At 58.6% G+C, this 17,622-nt stretch carries 17 protein-coding genes; 13 read left to right on the top strand and 4 right to left on the bottom strand.

The genetic code is table 11. The annotated features are described in order from the left end of the window. Positions 1 to 39: 39 nt before the first annotated feature. Positions 40 to 1,464, top strand: coding sequence for a diguanylate cyclase (locus tag ACIQYU_RS09495; RefSeq protein WP_402799516.1), 1,425 nt, complete (start codon positions 40 to 42; stop codon positions 1,462 to 1,464). Position 1,465: 1 nt separating this feature from the next. Here ACIQYU_RS09495 and ACIQYU_RS09490 read toward each other — a convergent pair whose 3' ends face one another. Then, positions 1,466 to 2,227, bottom strand: coding sequence for a TSUP family transporter (locus ACIQYU_RS09490; protein WP_207831217.1), 762 nt, complete (start codon positions 2,225 to 2,227; stop codon positions 1,466 to 1,468). Positions 2,228 to 2,325: 98 nt separating this feature from the next. On the opposite strand from ACIQYU_RS09490, the gene ACIQYU_RS09485 reads away from it, so the two are divergent. Beyond that, a complete protein-coding gene (locus ACIQYU_RS09485; RefSeq protein ID WP_233693629.1) occupies positions 2,326 to 3,231 on the top strand; it encodes a LysR family transcriptional regulator in 906 nt (301 codons plus the stop codon). Between the two features lie 700 nt (positions 3,232 to 3,931). Further along, positions 3,932 to 4,510, top strand: a complete 579-nt coding sequence (locus tag ACIQYU_RS09480; protein ID WP_402799251.1) for a cysteine hydrolase family protein — start codon at positions 3,932 to 3,934, stop codon at positions 4,508 to 4,510. Here the strand turns inward: ACIQYU_RS09480 and ACIQYU_RS09475 are convergent. Continuing rightward, positions 4,495 to 4,848, bottom strand: a complete 354-nt coding sequence (locus ACIQYU_RS09475) for an SH3 domain-containing protein (protein ID WP_063912570.1) — start codon at positions 4,846 to 4,848, stop codon at positions 4,495 to 4,497. The two genes, ACIQYU_RS09480 and ACIQYU_RS09475, sit on opposite strands and share 16 nt — an antisense overlap. A gap of 207 nt (positions 4,849 to 5,055) precedes the next feature. On the opposite strand from ACIQYU_RS09475, the gene ACIQYU_RS09470 reads away from it, so the two are divergent. From ACIQYU_RS09470 to ACIQYU_RS09440, 7 genes are all read left to right on the top strand, one after another. Beyond that, positions 5,056 to 6,099 carry an alpha/beta hydrolase gene (locus ACIQYU_RS09470; RefSeq protein ID WP_333956920.1) on the top strand — a complete coding sequence of 348 codons (1,044 nt, stop codon included), beginning with the start codon at positions 5,056 to 5,058 and terminating at the stop codon, positions 6,097 to 6,099. Positions 6,100 to 6,392: 293 nt separating this feature from the next. Next, a complete protein-coding gene (locus ACIQYU_RS09465; RefSeq protein ID WP_063912572.1) occupies positions 6,393 to 6,578 on the top strand; it encodes a hypothetical protein in 186 nt (61 codons plus the stop codon). 336 nt (positions 6,579 to 6,914) lie between these two features. Next, a complete protein-coding gene (locus tag ACIQYU_RS09460) occupies positions 6,915 to 7,298 on the top strand; it encodes a hypothetical protein (RefSeq protein WP_402799246.1) in 384 nt (127 codons plus the stop codon). 158 nt (positions 7,299 to 7,456) lie between these two features. Further along, a complete protein-coding gene (locus ACIQYU_RS09455; protein WP_402799243.1) occupies positions 7,457 to 7,720 on the top strand; it encodes a hypothetical protein in 264 nt (87 codons plus the stop codon). 552 nt (positions 7,721 to 8,272) lie between these two features. Further along, positions 8,273 to 9,070, top strand: coding sequence for a Bro-N domain-containing protein (locus ACIQYU_RS09450; RefSeq protein ID WP_402799240.1), 798 nt, complete (start codon positions 8,273 to 8,275; stop codon positions 9,068 to 9,070). A gap of 156 nt (positions 9,071 to 9,226) precedes the next feature. Next, the gene (locus ACIQYU_RS09445; protein WP_402799237.1) at positions 9,227 to 9,862 is read left to right on the top strand and encodes a hypothetical protein; all 636 of its coding nucleotides are present in this window, start codon (positions 9,227 to 9,229) and stop codon (positions 9,860 to 9,862) included. Further along, the gene (locus ACIQYU_RS09440; RefSeq protein WP_402799234.1) at positions 9,862 to 11,775 is read left to right on the top strand and encodes a caspase domain-containing protein; all 1,914 of its coding nucleotides are present in this window, start codon (positions 9,862 to 9,864) and stop codon (positions 11,773 to 11,775) included. Before ACIQYU_RS09445 ends, ACIQYU_RS09440 begins: the two co-directional genes overlap by 1 nt. A gap of 198 nt (positions 11,776 to 11,973) precedes the next feature. Here ACIQYU_RS09440 and ACIQYU_RS09435 read toward each other — a convergent pair whose 3' ends face one another. Together ACIQYU_RS09435 and ACIQYU_RS09430 are read right to left on the bottom strand one after the other, a co-directional pair. After that, positions 11,974 to 13,011 carry a phage portal protein gene (locus ACIQYU_RS09435; protein ID WP_402799231.1) on the bottom strand — a complete coding sequence of 346 codons (1,038 nt, stop codon included), beginning with the start codon at positions 13,009 to 13,011 and terminating at the stop codon, positions 11,974 to 11,976. Then, positions 13,011 to 14,762, bottom strand: a complete 1,752-nt coding sequence (locus ACIQYU_RS09430; protein ID WP_402799228.1) for a terminase ATPase subunit family protein — start codon at positions 14,760 to 14,762, stop codon at positions 13,011 to 13,013. The genes ACIQYU_RS09435 and ACIQYU_RS09430 overlap by 1 nt, the downstream gene beginning before the upstream one ends. A gap of 152 nt (positions 14,763 to 14,914) precedes the next feature. Here ACIQYU_RS09430 and ACIQYU_RS09425 point away from each other — a divergent pair, with 152 nt between their 5' ends. Genes ACIQYU_RS09425 through gpM form a run of 3 tightly spaced genes read left to right on the top strand, consistent with a single transcriptional unit; the run spans position 14,915 to position 17,526 of the window. Continuing rightward, the gene (locus ACIQYU_RS09425; RefSeq protein ID WP_402799226.1) at positions 14,915 to 15,769 is read left to right on the top strand and encodes a GPO family capsid scaffolding protein; all 855 of its coding nucleotides are present in this window, start codon (positions 14,915 to 14,917) and stop codon (positions 15,767 to 15,769) included. A gap of 39 nt (positions 15,770 to 15,808) precedes the next feature. Next, entirely contained in the window at positions 15,809 to 16,822 is a 1,014-nt protein-coding gene (locus tag ACIQYU_RS09420; RefSeq protein ID WP_402799224.1) for a phage major capsid protein, P2 family, read from the top strand. A gap of 2 nt (positions 16,823 to 16,824) precedes the next feature. Beyond that, the gene (gene gpM / locus ACIQYU_RS09415) at positions 16,825 to 17,526 is read left to right on the top strand and encodes a phage terminase small subunit (protein WP_402799221.1); all 702 of its coding nucleotides are present in this window, start codon (positions 16,825 to 16,827) and stop codon (positions 17,524 to 17,526) included. Positions 17,527 to 17,622: the final 96 nt, after the last annotated feature.

Genomic DNA, 17,622 nt, shown 5'->3' with positions numbered 1-17,622 from the left:
CAGGTGCTTCAAGCCGTTGTCCTGGATTTCGTTTCCGCTTTGCCGGTCGAGCCCATGGTTTTTCCAGCCCAATCGCGCGTGCTGCACTACGTCGTTCTGCTCGGCCTGACCTTTGCCCTCACCCTGGGCGGCATCCTGGCCCGTCCGATCGAATCCCTGTCGCTATTCTGGCCGGTCAATGCGGTACTGGCCGGCGTGCTGCTGCGTTATCCCCGGCAGGCCACGCTGACGGGCTTTACCCTGGTCTGGCTGGCCATGGTCGGCGCCGACCTGCTGTGCGGCAGTTCCTGGGTACCCGCCCTGTGGTTCAACCTGTGCAACCTGGGCGTGGTGGCCACCCTCTGGCTGCTGCTCTCGCGCTTGCCGCGCCTGCACCGGCGCATGCGTACCCCCCACGGCGTGCTCAGCGTGTTTGGCGCCTCCGCCGCCGCGGCGATCGTGGCGGCCAGCATGGCGGCGGTAATGGCCGCGCCGTGGTTCGAACAGTCCTTGCGCGCCACCTGGCTGGCTTGGTTCAGCGAACAATTCTCCACCAGCGTGCTGGTGCTGCCAGTGCTGCTGACGGCGCCTTCGGCACGGGCGCTGGTGCGCGGTGGCGCCCAGGCCATCCGCCTGGCACCGTTGCTTGTGCTGCTGGCCTCGCTGGCGTTCAGCATTGCCTTCGGCGGCCCCGGGGCCATTGCCTTCCCGATTGCCGCACTGCTGTGGTGCGCCTGGACCTACTCCCCGTTTCTGGTCTCTCTGCTGACACTTACCGCTGGCAGCACGCTGATCGTGGCGGTGGCGCAAAACCTTATGCATTTCAGCGTGCCGCAAAGCGAGCCCGGGGTGACCACGCTGATGTCGGCGCGCCTTGGCATCGCCATGCTGGTGCTCGGGCCGCTGGTGGTAGCCTGCGTCAGCCAGGCCAACCGCAGCCTGATGGCCCGCCTGGCGCATCAGGCCACCATCGACCACCTCACCGGCGTGCTCACCCGCAGCGCCTTCACCCGCCGCGCCAACGCGCTGCTGGACAGCCGTGAGCAACACGCCCAGGCGCTGCCACTGACCCTGATGATGCTGGACATCGACCACTTCAAGTCGATCAATGATGCCCACGGCCATGCGGTTGGTGACCAGGTGCTGCGCCAGTTTGCCGGGACCCTGCAGGAGCAGCTGCATGATGGCGAACTGTTCGCCCGCCTGGGCGGCGAGGAGTTCGTCGTGGTCCTCCCGGGCCTGGCGCCAGATCGGGCCAAGTTCACGGCAGAACGCCTGCGCCGCGCCGTGCAGGACCTGCATGTGGTGCAGGCCGAGCAGCCCCTGCAGATTACCGTCAGTATCGGCCTGGCCGGTTGTGCCGCCGACATGCCGGCCCCCACCCTCGACGAACTGCTGGCGCGCGCCGACCAGGCGTTGTACCGGGCCAAGGCCCATGGGCGCAACCGCGTCGAGCAGGCCGAACCGCAACGCCAGGTGATGTGAACTAGCCGGCCAGCAAGTCCCACGTCAACTTGGCGATCAGCACGCACAGCAGCACCAGGAACAACCCGCGGACAAAGCCCGCGCCCTTGCGCACCGCCAGCCAGGCACCGGTCAGCGCGCCGAGGATGTTGCACACCGCCATGGGCAAGGCGATGGCGTACAGCACGTTGCCCGATGGCACGAAGAACACCAGCGCCGCCAGGTTGGTGGCGATGTTGACCACCTTGGCCGATGCCGAGGCGTGCAGGAAGTCCAGGGCAAAGAAGCGGATGAACAGGAAGATCAGGAAGCTGCCGGTGCCCGGACCGAACAGGCCATCGTAAAAGCCGATCGCACCACCGATCAGCACCGCCAGGCACTGCTCCTTGCGGCCGATCGTTGCGGGTTTGTGCAGCGTGCCAAAGTCCTTCTTGCAGAAGGTGTAGATGGCCATCAGCACGATCAGCACCAGCACCGCCGGGCGCATCACGCTGGGCGGCACCAGCGACACCGTGGCGGCACCGGCGAACGACATGACGAAGGCACTGAGCGCCGCCGGCACGATCAACCCCCAGTCCAGCGTCACCCTGCGAATGAACGAACGCGCCGCGAAGGCCGTGCCACACACCGACGCCAGTTTGTTGCTACCAAGCAATGCCGCCGGTTGCGCGGTGGGCAGCACGTTGAACAAGGCCGGGATCTGGATCAGCCCGCCGCCACCCACGGCAGCGTCGATCAGCCCAGCGGCGAAGGCGAACACGGAAAGCACAGCGATATCCATCATGACGCGGTTCCAGGCAGTGGAGACGCCTGCAAGGCTAATCAAAGTGCCGCGCTTGTGTTGAAATGCCACATTGCGAAAACTGCAACGAGGAGCAGGCAATGGCATTGGACATGCTGCGGGAAATCCAGGCGTTCGTCAGCGTGGCGCACAAGCGCAGCTTCGTTGCCGCCGCCCGCGCCCTGGGGCGCTCCCCCAGCGCAGTAACCCGCGCGGTACAAACCCTGGAAGACAACGCAGGGAGCAAACTGCTCAACCGCAACGCCAACGCTGTGACCCTGACCGAAGCCGGCGAGCGCCTGCTGCCCCATGCCGAACGCTTGCTGGATGTGCAACGTGATGCCGCCGACGAACTGGCCGCGCTCAGCGGCAGCGCACAAGGCTGGATCCGCTTCGCCGTACCGCAGGTGCTGGGTGAACATGTGCTGCCCCAGGTGCTTGCCGAGTTTTCCCGCTGCCACCCCCAGGTAACCCTGGACGTGCAGTACAGCGACGGGGCGTTGGACCCACTGCAAGGCAAGTTCGATTTCGTGGTGCGCGGCGCCTTCCCGCAGTCGAGCGAGCTGATCGGCTACCCGCTGTGGGATTACCGGCGCCACCTGTATGCGAGCCCTGAATACCTGGCCCTGGCCGGCACGCCACAACAACCCGAGGACCTCGAAGGCCACGCGCTGATCCTGCACACCGCCCCGCGCATCCTCAAGGCCTGGCACTTCTGCCGCGACGGCCAGATCACCAGCCTGCGCCCCAGGCCCAGGCTGCGGCTGGACTCAGGCGACGCGGTGTACCACAGCACACTGGCCGGTGCCGGCATCGCCCGCCTGGCCGCCTGGGTTGGCGAAGCGCAGGTCAAGGCCGGGCGGCTGGTGCGGGTATGCCCGCAATACCGCCTGACCTCCAGCAACGGCCAGGACCCGCAGATGCATGCCGTGTACCCCGCCGGCGAGCTGCCGGCGCGGGTGCGCGACCTGCTGGTGGCCCTACGCTGCGCCGGCCTGGCCTACTGAAACCCCCCCCTGAAACGGCTGTTCAAATTCTGCTCAATTTAACAGAGCCCGCCGTGGGCCTGGCTTGCAGCACTTTATCCACAGACCTACCCACGTTTTTTGTGGACAGATTTCCCAGTGCAAAGAATGACTTATCGTACAAATCGGTAGGGTGAATCGGCCAACAACGAAGAGCAACGGGCCCGCCCGGAGGACAGGCAGGCCGCGGGGAATTTGGATGATGAACGTCAGCTTGGCGGAATGGTGCCAAGAATACCAATCAGAATGGTCAGCAGCAGAAAACCACCCAGGAATAGCGCAAGCTTGCCCATTGGAACCTCTACAAGTGTGATGCGGGAATGGACATATTGTCGGGCGTGAGCTGATACGGTTACAGATTCAGGTTTGTGGAAAAAAAGCGGATCAGATGCAACGGCGCCGATTCTTTGTGGGAGCGGGCGTGTCGAGGCGTCGAACCGCCGCGAACACCGGCGAAGCCGGTGCCAGGCACCGCGTTGGATTCTTCGCGGGCACGCCCGCTCCCACACGGTACGCGGACCGCTTGCGCACTGAGTTCTCTGCGCGACAGCGCAGCCCAAAGGGCTGGGTAATCTCCCACAAGAGCAACGCACCAGCCCCTTACGCGTGACAGCAATTTTTGCAGTCATCCACGCTGTGCTAGGGTCAAGCGCCCGAACCTGCCAAGGAGTGCCATCCCGTCATGACCGCTTTCGCGACCAACGCTGCCCTGTTGTTGATTGACCTTCAGGTTGGCATCCACCACCCGCGCCTAGGCCGGCGTAACAACCCCGAGGCCGAACTGCGTATAGGCGAGCTGCTGGCTGCGTGGCGTCAGTCAGGGCGCCCGGTGATCCATGTGCGCCACCTGTCCCGCTCGGTGGACTCGGTGTTCTGGCCGGGCCAGTCCGGTTGCGAATTCCAGCCCGCATTCACCCCGCTGGCCAGCGAAACCGTGTTCGACAAACATGTGCCCGATGCCTTCGCCAACTCCGGCCTGGAGCGCTGGTTGCACGCGCGCAGCATCAACGAGCTGGTCATCACCGGGGTAATTACCAACAATTCCGTGGAATCCAGTGCACGCTCGGCGGGCAATCTCGGTTTCGATGTGGTGGTAGTAGAGGATGCCTGCTTCACCTTTGACCAGCACGACCTGCAAGGCCGGCTTTGGCCCGCGGAGGATGTGCATGCGCTGTCATTGAGCAACCTGGCTCTGGATTACGCGCGCATTCTGCGCACGGAGCAGGTACTGGCCGGAGGCGTGCTTCAGGACAGCCGCTGAAGCTTCTGCGCAGGCAACCAGCCAAACTCGTCATCGCCATGGCGCCGACACCAGACCCAGCCATTGAGCGGGCGCACCATCTGCACCAACTGCCCTGGGTCGGCATCCAGTTCATGCGCCGAATAGTGGTCCAGCGCCCTGCCCTTGCACACGCTGAGGCGCTCGATCAATTGGGCCGGCACCCAGCCCGGCTCCTGGCCGGCGCAGGTGCACAGGTACCAGTCCTGCCAGCCTGGCTCGCCCTCGTAGCGCGGGCCGATATCCAGCAGAGTGCCCTTGGCGAAGCGGATGGGCCGCGGGTACTCACTGCGATGAGGTGCTATCACGACGTAATGCATGGGCCTCTCCCTGCCCGGGAAACCTATCGATCGTAGCAGAAGCGGCAAAAACCGCTGCCACCCGGTATTTGTATCTTCATGTGTACAAATTGAGACCTGATACACAACAACGTTTCCTGCAGGCTGCGCGGACACATCCTCGATACAGCCGTCATCTTTACTGGCCCCCATCAACCCGCACCGATGGCCTCGCCAAGGAGATGCCCGATGTCTGCCCGCCACTCGACCACCACCCTGCCACACCGCTTCAGCCGTACACTGCTCGCCTGTGCCCTGCTGCCACTTGGCCTGCTGGCGGCGAACATCGCCACGGCTGCACCACAGCAGCCCCAGCCAGCCGCCACAGCGGCAGATGACTTCGGCCCGTTGAAACACGTCAACGCTGGCGTGCTCGATGTGGCCTACGTAGAGCAAGGCCCGGCCGACGGACCGGTGGTGATCCTGCTGCATGGCTGGCCGTATGACATTCACAGTTTTGAACAAGTTGCACCCGCCCTGGCAGCAAAAGGCTACCGGGTGCTAGTGCCCTACGTACGTGGTTACGGCCAAACCCGCTTCCTGTCTGCAGCAACCCCACGCAACGCCCAGCCCGCGGCGCTGGCCAGCGATGTGATCGCCTTCATGGACGCGCTGCATATCCAGCGTGCCGTGCTCGCCGGCTTCGACTGGGGCGCACGCACCGCCGACATCGTCTCGGCACTGTGGCCCGAGCGGGTGAAGGCACTGGTGTCGGTCAGCGGCTACCTGATCAGCAGCCAGGAAGCCGCCAAGGCCCCCCTGCCCCCCAGCGCCGAGTTGCAGTGGTGGTACCAGTACTACTTCGCCACCGCGCGCGGCCAGGCCGGCTATGACAAGAACCGCCATGCCTTCGCCAAGCTGATCTGGCAAACCGCCTCGCCCAAGTGGGCCTTCGACGACGCCACCTTCGAGCGTAGCGCCAAGGCCCTGGACAACCCCGACCAGGTGGCGATTACCGTGCACAACTACCGCTGGCGGCTGGGCCTGGCCCAGGGCGAAACACGCTACGACCCGCTCGAGGCCAAGCTGGCCAGTTTCCCCAGCATCGGTGTACCGACCATCACCCTGGAAGGCGACGCCAACGGCGCCCCGCACCCGCCGGCCGAAGCCTATGCGCAGCGCTTTACCGGCAAGTACGAGTACCGGCTGATCAGCGGCGGCGTCGGCCACAACCTGCCGCAGGAAGCGCCGCAAGCGTTCACCCAGGCAGTGGTGGATGCGGATCACCTTTAGTTTTCGGGGCAGCAATTGCTACATAAGATTTCGAAAAGCACGACACACCTTCGATTGAGCCGCGTTGAAGGCGGGCATTGCCGAAACTGCTTGTTCCCAGCTACTACGCGGTGTTGAGCCGGGTTTGAAAGACATGTCTTGAAACGGAGCTTGTAGGATCTTTTACCGCGCAATGTAGGAAGAATCGATGCAGTGGGCTTTGCCTGTATGAAACATCAGTTTCTCCAGCAAATTCCAGCTGCTACGGTCCAGTTTTCCTACAACGGCACGGAGGCCTACAGCATGAGAAAAGCATGGACCCGTTCAATGCCTCGGCCCTGAAACTGCAGAAAAATTTGCTTAACCTGCGCCTTGAGCGCGATCGCCTGAGAAGGGAGGGCAAGGACAAGGAAGCGGACGAACTCGCGGCACCGATCGAGCGGATAGAGGCGGCTATTCGGCAATTACCGGATGACATGAAGCCAGTGACCCTGCAATAGAACCTGTGGGAGCGGGCATGCCCGCGAAGAATGCAACACGGTGCATGACACCGGCTGCGCCGGTGTTCGCGGCTGAAGCCGCTCCCACAGGTACAGGGCAGACCTCAAGCTTTACGCAGCTCCTGCAGAACATTACCCACCTCCGCGCTGCGTCTATGATCGTGAACATCAACGGCCGCGGTTTTGTGGGTGACGGGATCTACCTCTTCTACTAGGATGCCCACGTCTGCATCATCCCGGAGAACACCAGGCACAAGGATCGGCTCATCCGCCTGGACGTAACCTGTATCCAGGCCCTGCAGCAGCATTCACCCATTACATCTATCGGGATCACCAGTGTCACGTATCAAAAAGCTTGGTGTTTTTATCATTCTGCTCGTTGGTTCCGGCTATGCAGCTGTCGAATGGAAGAGGCACGCAGACTTTGAAAAGACCGGGGAGGACCTGGTCCGCCAGCTGGGCTCACAAATCGTTACCAATCTTGGGCAGATGAACGCCACTTGCAGGTCCGTGGCCAGGATTGACTCGGTCGCCCTTGATACTGACGGGCTGCTTGGCATGAAGGGGTCGGCCGTTCTGTACATTACCGGGAAGAACGACAGCGCTATTTCCATCAACTACCGCATGGAAACGGTGGGAGACAAGGTTTGGGTCCGGCCTACGGATCAGATTTCCGCGCAGTTGTCAGTGATGCAATTTGGCTTGAGAGGCTGCGGCTAGCGCTCAGTAACCAGCGAGGAGCCCGCCTCGGCGGGCTTTTTCGTGCCTGTCAGAATGGGATAACGCCAAGGAGGAAGTTGGAGCCTTGGCGAAACCGACCAAGCAAGAAGTATCGGAAGCGCTTGCGAAACAATCCATTCCCACGGACGTTCCCAAGGATGGCTTTCTATGCCCCAAAAACGCAAAAAGCCCTGAATAATCAGGGCTTTGAATATGGCGGAAGCGTAGAGATTCGAACTCAAAAAAATGGCGAAAGCTGGGCTGAAGGCCTTGATTTCTGTGGGCTGGAGGGTGCGCTTGTGAGCGTTTTTGTTCCCAGAGTGTTCCCAAGGCGGGTGTGCACGTCACCCTGCCAGGTGCTTCCCCATAGGGAATCGCCGTTTAAGGTTGACCCATCAAAAAAAGGTAATTTTGGTAATTGATCCTTGGAAATGCTCTGTAGGCCACGTAAATCAAGGGTTGTAGGGATTTTGTAAAAGGTAATTTTTTGGTAATTGAAAGGTAATCGGATTACCTCCGTGACCGGTTGTGTAAGGGAGAAATCATACCCTTTCAAATCAAGTACTTACGGAAAAATTACCTTTCTCCTTACCTTTAATTACCTTTTTTGGTAATCGCTAAAACCCTTGCCCCATAAGGCTTTCAGGGGTGTTACATCCCCCTCCTAACCGAAATTACCTTTTTTTGATGGGTCCTCCTAAAAATGGAAGGATGCGAGCCCTATGCCCGCGAAAATGGGCCTTGCTGCAGGGATCCGCAGAAGCGCGCCCTCCCCTATACTTACCCGGCCGCCTAGTAAATGCGTTGAGCTGGCGGTTGCGCAGGTGCGCAGAAATTCCGACACGTTTAGCCCGCAGGCGTGGCGGGGGGACGAGGGCGCGCGCCAGGTGCAGATCGGGTTGCCGACTGTAGCTAGGCTGCGCAAACTGCTCAACGCAGAGCCCCCTGGACAAGACTTCGCAAGGAACGCGTCGATGACCATACCCGTACTGTTTGAGTTTGAAGCGCTGCCGATACGAGTGATGACCGGAGAAGGTGGGGAACATTGGTTCTGTGCCAAGGACGTCTGTGCGATCCTTGGCTACTCCAACTCAAGACAGTCAATTGCTGACCACTGCCGCGAGAAAGGTGTATCTAAACGATACACCCTCACGGAACAGGGTAAGCAGGAGCTGCAGTTCATAGATGAGGGAAATCTCTACCGCCTGATCATCAGGAGTCGGAAGGAAGAGGCCAAGCGTTTCGAATCGTGGGTCTGCGACGAAGTATTGCCAGCTTTGCGCAAGACCGGCGGTTATCAGTTGGAAAACCGCTCGACGACAGCCGCCCGTATTGCTAACCACCGACTTCGCCTAGCTTTAGGCAAAGAGCTCTATCGCACCCGAGCCCCAGCGCTACGCACGCTCATCCACCAGCAGCTAGCGGATGTGTCCAATGCATTGGGTCTACCTACCCCAGAGATCGATAGTTTAGGTCACACCGCGCCCGTGGCGCCGGACGTCCTTAAGCCTTTTTGGGACGCTTTGACTTATCTTGACGGCAAAGGGGTGGACTACAACCACACCAGCCGCTCAAACGTCCTGGCCGTCAATTTGCGAGAGCTGGCCAGCCTGCTCAAAGAGAATGGCCAATCGCTTCGATTCAACACTGCCCTACGCCAGGCCATGTGGCAAAGCCACATGCCTCGCTGTCTGCACAAAAACCATGCAGTTCACAGCAGGCTAACCGGAAAGACCATCAGGTGCTGGGTGTTTGAGCGACTGCCGGAATGAAGATGGATGCAGAAAACTCGACATTTTTCCCGCTGGCGTGGCGTGGATGAATGCATGCGCCAGGTACTTACTGGTTGCCTGTTCACTGCTAGATTGGGCAAGCTGCTCAATGCAGGAATCCGAGCATCTGCCTTCGCAGATAACTGAGGAAAACATATGACAGGCCAAGATAAGACAACAAACTATTTTATAGACACAGAGGACGATAGCAAAATCCAAAAATCTCTAAGTGAGTTATTGTCCACCCTGCAAAAACGCACTATGGCCATGTACATACCATTAGAAAATGCTCAGCGCTTAAAGCATGGCGGCGCATTCCAAAACCCTGCAGCACCACAAGTTCTTAACGGAGGGCTTGAAGCTCACTCAAGTCAAATTAACTTACCATATGAAAGCGTTGCTCAACATGATATTTCGGCGATGGAGCGATGCTTCAAAGATTTTCAAGATCAAATGGGCACTCAGTTTGCGCAGATGTTTTACAGATCCATTTCTAATGCGTGCGATCATAGCGGGAATGTTGTCGACGCTAGTAAATCAGGCTCACTCCAACAGGCATTCATCGAAATGCTCGAGACAGTGGAGTTCGGAGTTGACAAATCCGGGAACGTAGCACTTCCTGAAATCCATGTCGGCAAAGAAGGGTTTGATAAGCTAAACAAAATGATGATTGAAGCAACTCCAGAAGACAGGAAAATAATTGAAGAAATCAAGGAAAGGAAGTCTAAAGAAGCTCTCGAAAGAGAGCTCCAAAGGAAGGCAAAATTTGTACACTACGGGGAAGAAGAGTAATGCGCATACTATTGTCAATTGGCTGCAACATATATGAACACGCTCAAACCCTTAACGGTGCAGAGCGAGATGCACAGCGGATTTTCGACGCCCTTACAAAACCTGAAGTTGGTCAGTTTGACACTGAAAAATCTGCACTCCTGCTTTCCCCAACAATTGATGAAGTACGACAAGCGCTTCGAAACACTCTATTTGGTGACACACCGTTAGAAAACTTCACACTTTTCTTTGCTGGCCATGGAGGAGTAAGCTCGGGAAGCTTCCATATGTGGCTCCGCGACACCAATCCTAGAACGCAGTCGATGTCATCCTTGGCTCTAGGCGATCTATTTAGATTTCTAAACGAGACATCGCCCAAACAAAGCAATATCATTATTGACGCATGCCAAAGTGGCGGGCTCATAACGGACCTGGGCGTATTACTTAAACCCGACCTAATGGGTGACGCAGGTACCCCTGCTTTGACCTTGGTCGCGACATCGGCTCAAGATCAGACCTCAGGTGAAACTCCAGCAGGCGGGTTAGGCACAAACGCTATTCTCGACTGCATAGAAGGTCGAGAATTTGTTCAAGACCATACGAGCGTCCTCGACCTAGTTGAAATAGGTAGACACATCTCAAGAAACTTAGAGAGTTATGGACAAAATGCTGTGGTTTGGGGGTTAAACCTTTATGGCTCGCCGAGTTTTTGCCGAAACCCTAAATTCAAAATGGATCCCAGCACGCCTTTACGTAATCTCATCCATAATTGGCCGGCTGCCACCGACACTGCAATAAGGAGCAATTATAATGAAATATGGAGCATATACGGGACGCTTGAAAAAAGCCTGAAGCCCGACAGGTTCATCTCCGTAGTAACAGACATACTCTCCCCTTGCCGAGCTGACTTGAATTCATTAGTCCGCTGCGCAGAGCGCTTAGCAATTACCTTTTCCACTAAAGCAGCTGACTCTAACGATCTTTATCGCCCGCTGCTCGCTATTGCTGGAGTTGCTGTTTGTCTGCTGCCTAGTACTGGGTCACCGGTAACTGACCATGGAGCCCTTTATCTGACAACAAAACTCACAAACGAACTAATTGCCGCGAACGAAACCCTTCTGAAATCACTACAAAACAACAAATTCGACCTTATATCCAAAAACAGCAGCGGCTTCGCAGAGTTCTATCAACTACCAATTCGAATTTCCAGAATCCTTGGATGGGCCGCTTATAGCTACTTGTTTGCAAAAAGCAACTCTCAAAAAGAAGAAGCAAAGTTACAATTCACCGAACTTTTACGCTTCACATTAGACAATTACACAGGCTCAATTATCGCACTTAGTGACTCGCAGGCGCCCCACTGGGAAGTAACATTCGCAGCGGCAAAGCAACTCGGCTTGACCGAGGAATCTGAAGCACTCATAGGACTTCTATTCTACTCAATAACAGAATGCAAAGGAAAACTATCTAGGTGTGACCTGTCAGCTGAGCATTTCCTAACCTATTTAATGGCTCGAAAAAACCAAAAACTCACAGAAGTTTACGAGCTTATCGAGCGACCGATAGAAACCTTATCAGTCCTACTGCGCGCTTCGAAAATATTCGAAATCGACAACATTATCGACACTGACCTATGGCGAATAGATGGCCTAAGCTTCTCTAGCTACCACCCACCAAGCTATAAACATTACTCCTCATTAAAAATGGATGGCGGTGAAAATAAATTCTGGCAAATTGGCTTCGATGTTTTCCGGACAAACGACTTCGTACAAACATGGAATGCCAATCTAGAAATATACTCGACCGGCGATCTAGAACTCGCAACTATTTCCGCGCTATTACTAGAGGACCGAGTACCATGGTTCTGCTTAGATCCATTCCTAGCAAATAAAAACCATGATCACCCTGGGCCCAATGAAATCACAGACAAGTGAACATCTCGCAATTTTATCTTATATAGATGGGCGTGGCGTGGGGACGAGGGCGCGCGCCAGGTGCTGAAGCATTGCGGTCAGCAACCAGTATGAGCAAACTGTCGATTCGTGATCATCCAAAAACAAAGGAGACCCCTACCCTTTGGGGATAGGCGTTGTTGCCCCAAGTGAATCATTTTCAACTGAAAGATGGCAGGTTTATCCTGCCACAGGAATATCATACGGTCCGAACCGCACGACCTCTTCTCCTAACCACTCATTGATCTGCAGCAGCCTGGCCTGCTCGGGCTCCAGCTCGTTGATAGCCCAGACCTCAGTTGCATCGCGAACTGAACCAAACCCGCCTGCGTTCTGCGGTACCACCCCCATCAGTTGCGGCGGTATCCGCAGCATAGCCAGCTGGTCGTCGCGGCTGATGTTCTTGATCGCGCCGAAGTCATCCTTGGCAGCCACCTCACTAATCGGGATCAACTGAATGCCGTCCTTCTTGCCGTTCGGCGCATACATGAAGAGGTTGCGGAAGTTGCCCGGCCCCTTGCTGCTCTTCATCGCCTTTCGCAGGTCGTCGACAAAGTCTTCGTTTTGGGCGGCATCGGTCATGTATAGGATGAACCCCGCATGGCTGCCGTTCTGGTAGTACTTGCGCCGGAACAATGTGGCCGACTCGTTGAGCAATGCAGCCTGGAGCGCCGGCAGCCACTCCGGAAGGCCATAGACCTCCTGGTTGATGTCGGCCACGCGCAGGTGGCAGATGCTGCCCGGCCGAAATTCGTGCTCATCCCGCCAACCGCGCACCTGATAGTAGGTCTGCAGGTCAGCCCCGCGGCGCATGTACTTGGCCAAGCAAGGCCGAAGGCCGAAGGTATCGCGCAGCATGTTGTCACGCTTCTCCAGGTACAGGTTGCCCGACCAGCCAAGGTCCATGACGATCTGCTCGAAGGCCTGCCGGTTCAGCAGCTTGTGGGGCTTGAAGGTCCTGGCCAAGGCATTGCGCTTGAAAATCAGACCCGACTGCAAGTAGACGCTTGCCTTCGATGACCTGGCCAAACCGTCCAAGGAGACCGGCGGCTCATACCAGCGGCCGTTGTCGTAGCACTCCAGGTAATCCAGGATTTCTCGCCCGTCCAGGACTGGTACCGGGTCGCCGAAAGTGAACGCCTCGGAACGGGTGCTGGGGTTGGCGAGCAGCTCACCCGCGGACGCCGGCAAGGCGCCGGCCTGATCGATGTTGCCCATCAGAAGATCTCCATGATGCGTGTATTGGTTGCGGTCTGTCCTTCGAGCGGCTCGTTATGCAGCGCGTGGAAGAGCGCCCAGGCCAGGTCGGCGTGGCCGGTGGCCTCGTTCCGGCCTGCGGTATAGGTGAATTGGCGACCACCAGGGGTGATGGTCTTGCGAATGGCCATCAGCGACTGGGCGATGTCAGTTGCGCCGGCATCGAATTGCAGGCGGCCCTTGCTGATTACGTCCCAGGCCTTCATGACCAGGCGTGTTTTGACCTCGGGGTTGTAGCTGAAGGTGCGCAACGCTGGGAAGAACTGGCGCACCAGCTGGGCCACGGCGCTGCCCATTCCGGTGGTGTCGATCCCGATATAAGCCACGTTGTACCGCTTGGTGATCTGGCGGATAGTCTCGGCCTGAGAGTTGAAGTCCATCCCGCGGAACTGATGTTTCTCCAGAACGAAGAACTTCCCGCCCGGTACCAGTGGTGGCGCCACCACCACCAGGCCGGCCGAGTCTCCGGTTTCCGCCGGATCGTAGCCCACCCACACCGGGCGTTCGCCGTAGGGCCTGGCAGCAAACGGGCTGTAGCCCGGCCAGTCCCAGCTTTCCACCATGCAGGGTTGCAGCATGCTCAGCGGGAAAATGCTCTGCCCATCGTCCACGAACTGGCACATAAGCAGGTTCTGGAAGGCTGCAGCATCGTACTCAAGCCGCAGTTCATCCAGGTCGAATAGGTCGCAGCCCCTAGCTTCGGCGTCCATGATGGTGACGATCTGCCGCCAGATCTTGTCCTCGCACAGCCGGCCCTGCTGCAAAGCCTCATGGGTCACATCCAGCTGGATGTGCTGGGCGGTAGGCTTGCCCTTGTTGACCCGCTCGCCAGTCCACCAGGTGTAGGCCGGGTGCGCCATGCTGCTCGGGGTCGAGAAGTAGGTCTTGCGCCACTTTTTATGCAGCGCCATGCCCGAGGCCACCTTGTTGATCTCGGCGAAGCCGTGCACCCAGAAGAATTCGTCAAAGTAGAAATTGCCGGACCGGCCCTGGGCGGTGCGGAAGTTGGTACCCAGAAAGTGCAGCTCGGCGTTGTTCCAGAGCACGATGGGGTCACCGGTCAGCTTTATACCCAGCACCTCATTGAGGAACGCCTGCATGTAGGTCTTGAACTGGTGGGCCTGGGCCTTGCTGGCCGACAGGAAGATCTGATTTCGGCCGGTCGTGATGGCGTCGATCAGCGCTTCCCGTGCAAAGTAGAACGTGGCTCCAATCTGCCGGCTCTTGAGGATCATCCGGGTGCGTTGGTTACCCGCCCGGTACCAGTCGAGCTGGTAGTCGAAGCAACTGTCGCGGAAAGCATCGACCAGTTGCTCGATTTGTTCCTCGTCCAGCTCGTTGCGCTTGGGTTGCTTTTTCGGCCCTTCGTTGCGCTTGGCAATGTTCGGGTTGAGGTCGGTTTCGGTTCCGCCGCCTTGGTACCGCTGAATGCGCGACTGCCGCTCCAGCTGGCGATGGAGCAGGTCGATTTCCTTGAAGTCGCCGCTGGTCTTGCCGTCCTTGAGGATCAGCTGCACCAGTCGCGCCTCCAAGGCGCCGCCGATGCGCTCGACGTTGTCGGCCCGATCCCATTCGTCTCGAGCCTTCCAGCTGTGGACGGTCTTCTCTTTTTCGTCGAGATAATCGGCAATATCGGTGATGCGCCAACCGGTCCAATACATGAACTTGGCTTGGCGGCGTGGATCCATTGTGGGTTGGGCGGTAGTGTTCATGGCGCCGATGCTGCCGCTCGCGCGCGCGTTCACCCACTGGCACCCACTGTAGCCTCCAGGCCTACAAGTCCAGCGCGTTGCCGTGACTCCGCTGGCTGCGGACCATGCCCCTCATCGCAAGGCACAACGCCACCGCCATGAGGATTCCCTGCATGTCCGACAGCACCAAAGCCCCAGCCAAGAAGTTCCGCTCCAAATGGACCCGCATCGCCGTCGAAGGCGCGACCACCGATGGCCGCAACATTGAGCGCAGCTGGATCGAGGACATGGCCAGCACCTACAGCCCCAACACCTACGGTGCCCGCATCAACTGCGAGCACATCAAGTGGGCCTGGCCGGGTGGTGAGTTCGGCGCGTATGGCGACGTCGTAGCGCTGAAAGCAGAAGAAGTCGAAGTCGCTGGAGTGAAGAAGCTTGGCCTCTTTGCCCAGTTGGAACCGAACGAAGCGCTGCTGGCCCTCAACAAGGCGGGCCAGAAGGTTTACACCTCGATCGAGGTACAGCCGAAGTTTGCCGACAGTGGCAAAGCCTACCTGGTTGGCCTCGCTGTAACCGACACCCCTGCCAGCCTGGGCACCGAGGCGCTGTCGTTCAGTGCCCAGCACGGTTCGCTGACCAGCCGAAAAAAGGACAAGGACAACCTGTTCTCCGCGGCGGAAGAGACCTCCCTCGAATTCGAAGAGATCACCGACACCCCCGGCGTGTTCGCCTCGCTGGGCAAGAGGGTCAGTGAGCTCCTCAGCAAGAGCAAGGATAAGGAAGGCAAGGACGCCGCCAGCTTTGCCGCCCTGGGCGAGATGATCGAACAGATCGCCACCCATGGCGCCGAGCAGGCCGAAGCCTTCAGCGCGGAAAAAGCCGCGCGCGAAAAGCTCCAGGCCAATCACGACAAGCTTTCCAAGGACTTCAACGAGCTGGTCAAGCGCCTGGGCGAAACCGAAGACCACTCCCAGACGCAACGCCCACCAGTGACCGGTGGGGACGGGCAGATCCTCGCCGAGTACTGATCCCCGCAGCCCCACAGACCACCAGTTCGGAGAATCACCATGCAGAAAGCAACCCGGATCGCCTTCAACGGCTACCTGGCCAACCAGGCCAAAATCAACGATGTCGGCTCGGTTACCGAGACTTACACCGTGGCGCCCAAACCAGCACAGAAGCTGGAAACCGCAATCCAGGAATCCAGTGCGTTCCTGAAAAAGATCAACATCATCGGCGTTGACGAAGCAGAAGGCGAAGCCATCCTGCTGGGCGTCAATGGCCCAACTGCCAGCCGCACCGCCACCGGCCCGGGCAAACGTCGTGAGCCTCGTGACGTTGCCGCGCTGACGGCTGATACCTACGCCTGCAAGAAGACCAACTTCGACACCGCGACCCCTTACGCACGGCTCGACGCCTGGGCAAAGTTCCCGGACTTCCAGACCCGCTTGTCTGGCTCGATCGCTGAGCGACAAGGCCTGGACCGCATCATGATCGGTTTCAACGGTACCAGTGCTGCCGCTGACACCGATCTGACCGCCAATCCGATGCTGCAGGACGTCAACATCGGCTGGTTGCAGAAAATGCGCGAGCGTGCTCCAGAGCGCGTCATCGATGAAGGCACCAAAGTTGCCGGAAAGGTGACCATAGGCGCCACCGGTGACTACAAGACTCTCGATTCCCTGGTGTTCGACGCCATCCAGCTGCTCGACCCATGGCACCGCAAGCGCTCCGACCTGGTCGTGATCGTTGACCCCGCTCTGCTGCACGAGAAGCAGCTCAAGGCGCTGGAAAATGGTGCGAGCTCCAACCAGGAAGCCAACGCGGCGGACGAGATCCTCACCAAGACCCGCCTCGGTGGTTTGCCGATCGAGTACGACGCGCCGTACTTCATCGAAGGTGGTGTGTGGGTCGGCCCACTTTCCAACCTGTCGATCTACTACCAGAACGAAAAGCGCCGTCGCCATGTGCGTGATGAACCGGACGCCGACCGGGTCGCCGACTACCAGTCGTCGAACGAGGCCTATGTCGTGGAAGACTTCGGCGCCTGCGCCTTGGTCGAGAATATCGAGAAGGTCTAACCATGACTCTGACCCTCGCCCAACGTACCCGACTGCGCAAGCTGGCCGCCAAGGACGCAGCCATCACGACTCCAGCGGCCATGATGGAAGGCCTGACCAGCTATGAGCTGATGCTCGCCAAGCTGCAGCAGGACCAGTTGCGCCTCAAGCAGGTGCAGTCGAAGCAGGCCAAGGCCAGGCTGAAAAGCATTCTGTTGCCAGAGTACGTCCCGTATGTCGACGGCATTCTTGAAGCTGGCAATGGCGCATATGACGACGTGCTGACCACCGTGATGATCTGGCGCTTCGATGCCGGTGATTTTGCCGGCGGCCTGGACATTGCCGAGTATGCCCTGAAGCACAATCTGCCAACCCCGAACCGATTCTCTCGTACCACTGGCTGCCTGATCGCCGAAGAAGTTGCTACTGCGGCGCTCAACGCTCAGAAGGCCGGCGGCACTTTCCCGGTAGACGATCTGCTCCGCACAGCGTTGCTCACGGAAGAGCAGGACATGCCTGACGAAGCCCGAGCCAAGCTCAAACTTGCTCTGGCACGCGCAACGCTGCAAGGCCTCGACGAGACCAATCCGGGCTCGCCTGGCCAAGTGGAAGCGGGCGTCGAGCTCCTGCAACACGCCATCAAGCTCGACAACAACTGCGGCGGAAAGAAAGACCTGGAGCGCGCCGAGCGCCTCCTCAAGAAACTCGCTGGCCCTGCCAGCTAACCGAGCGTCCCACGCAACCCGGCGGCTCGGGGCGGATCAGCGGCTTTCTCCTTGGCCCAGCTGTGAAGCCCCGACCACCGCCGACCTATTCAGAGC

It is taken from the genome of Pseudomonas sp. NPDC096925 (assembly GCF_044762545.1).
GTDB lineage: Bacteria > Pseudomonadota > Gammaproteobacteria > Pseudomonadales > Pseudomonadaceae > Aquipseudomonas.
The sequence above is the reverse complement of the archived record's forward strand: the minus strand, read 5'-3'. Positions and strand labels throughout refer to the sequence as shown.

Excerpts from the sequence above, each read along its gene's own strand:
- ACIQYU_RS09435 (WP_402799231.1), bottom strand. The coding sequence starts at position 13,011 with ATGGGCAACATCGATCAGGCCGGCGCCTTGCCGGCGTCCGCGGGTGAG.
- ACIQYU_RS09475 (WP_063912570.1), bottom strand. The coding sequence starts at position 4,848 with ATGCATTACGTCGTGATAGCACCTCATCGCAGTGAGTACCCGCGGCCC.
- ACIQYU_RS09430 (WP_402799228.1), bottom strand. The coding sequence starts at position 14,762 with ATGAACACTACCGCCCAACCCACAATGGATCCACGCCGCCAAGCCAAG.
- ACIQYU_RS09470 (WP_333956920.1), top strand. The coding sequence starts at position 5,056 with ATGTCTGCCCGCCACTCGACCACCACCCTGCCACACCGCTTCAGCCGT.
- ACIQYU_RS09420 (WP_402799224.1), top strand. The coding sequence starts at position 15,809 with ATGCAGAAAGCAACCCGGATCGCCTTCAACGGCTACCTGGCCAACCAG.
- ACIQYU_RS09490 (WP_207831217.1), bottom strand. The coding sequence starts at position 2,227 with ATGATGGATATCGCTGTGCTTTCCGTGTTCGCCTTCGCCGCTGGGCTG.
- ACIQYU_RS09450 (WP_402799240.1), top strand. The coding sequence starts at position 8,273 with ATGACCATACCCGTACTGTTTGAGTTTGAAGCGCTGCCGATACGAGTG.
- ACIQYU_RS09455 (WP_402799243.1), top strand. The coding sequence starts at position 7,457 with ATGGCTTTCTATGCCCCAAAAACGCAAAAAGCCCTGAATAATCAGGGC.
- ACIQYU_RS09425 (WP_402799226.1), top strand. The coding sequence starts at position 14,915 with ATGTCCGACAGCACCAAAGCCCCAGCCAAGAAGTTCCGCTCCAAATGG.
- ACIQYU_RS09480 (WP_402799251.1), top strand. The coding sequence starts at position 3,932 with ATGACCGCTTTCGCGACCAACGCTGCCCTGTTGTTGATTGACCTTCAG.
- ACIQYU_RS09440 (WP_402799234.1), top strand. The coding sequence starts at position 9,862 with ATGCGCATACTATTGTCAATTGGCTGCAACATATATGAACACGCTCAA.
- ACIQYU_RS09485 (WP_233693629.1), top strand. The coding sequence starts at position 2,326 with ATGGCATTGGACATGCTGCGGGAAATCCAGGCGTTCGTCAGCGTGGCG.
- ACIQYU_RS09465 (WP_063912572.1), top strand. The coding sequence starts at position 6,393 with ATGGACCCGTTCAATGCCTCGGCCCTGAAACTGCAGAAAAATTTGCTT.
- gpM (WP_402799221.1), top strand. The coding sequence starts at position 16,825 with ATGACTCTGACCCTCGCCCAACGTACCCGACTGCGCAAGCTGGCCGCC.
- ACIQYU_RS09445 (WP_402799237.1), top strand. The coding sequence starts at position 9,227 with ATGACAGGCCAAGATAAGACAACAAACTATTTTATAGACACAGAGGAC.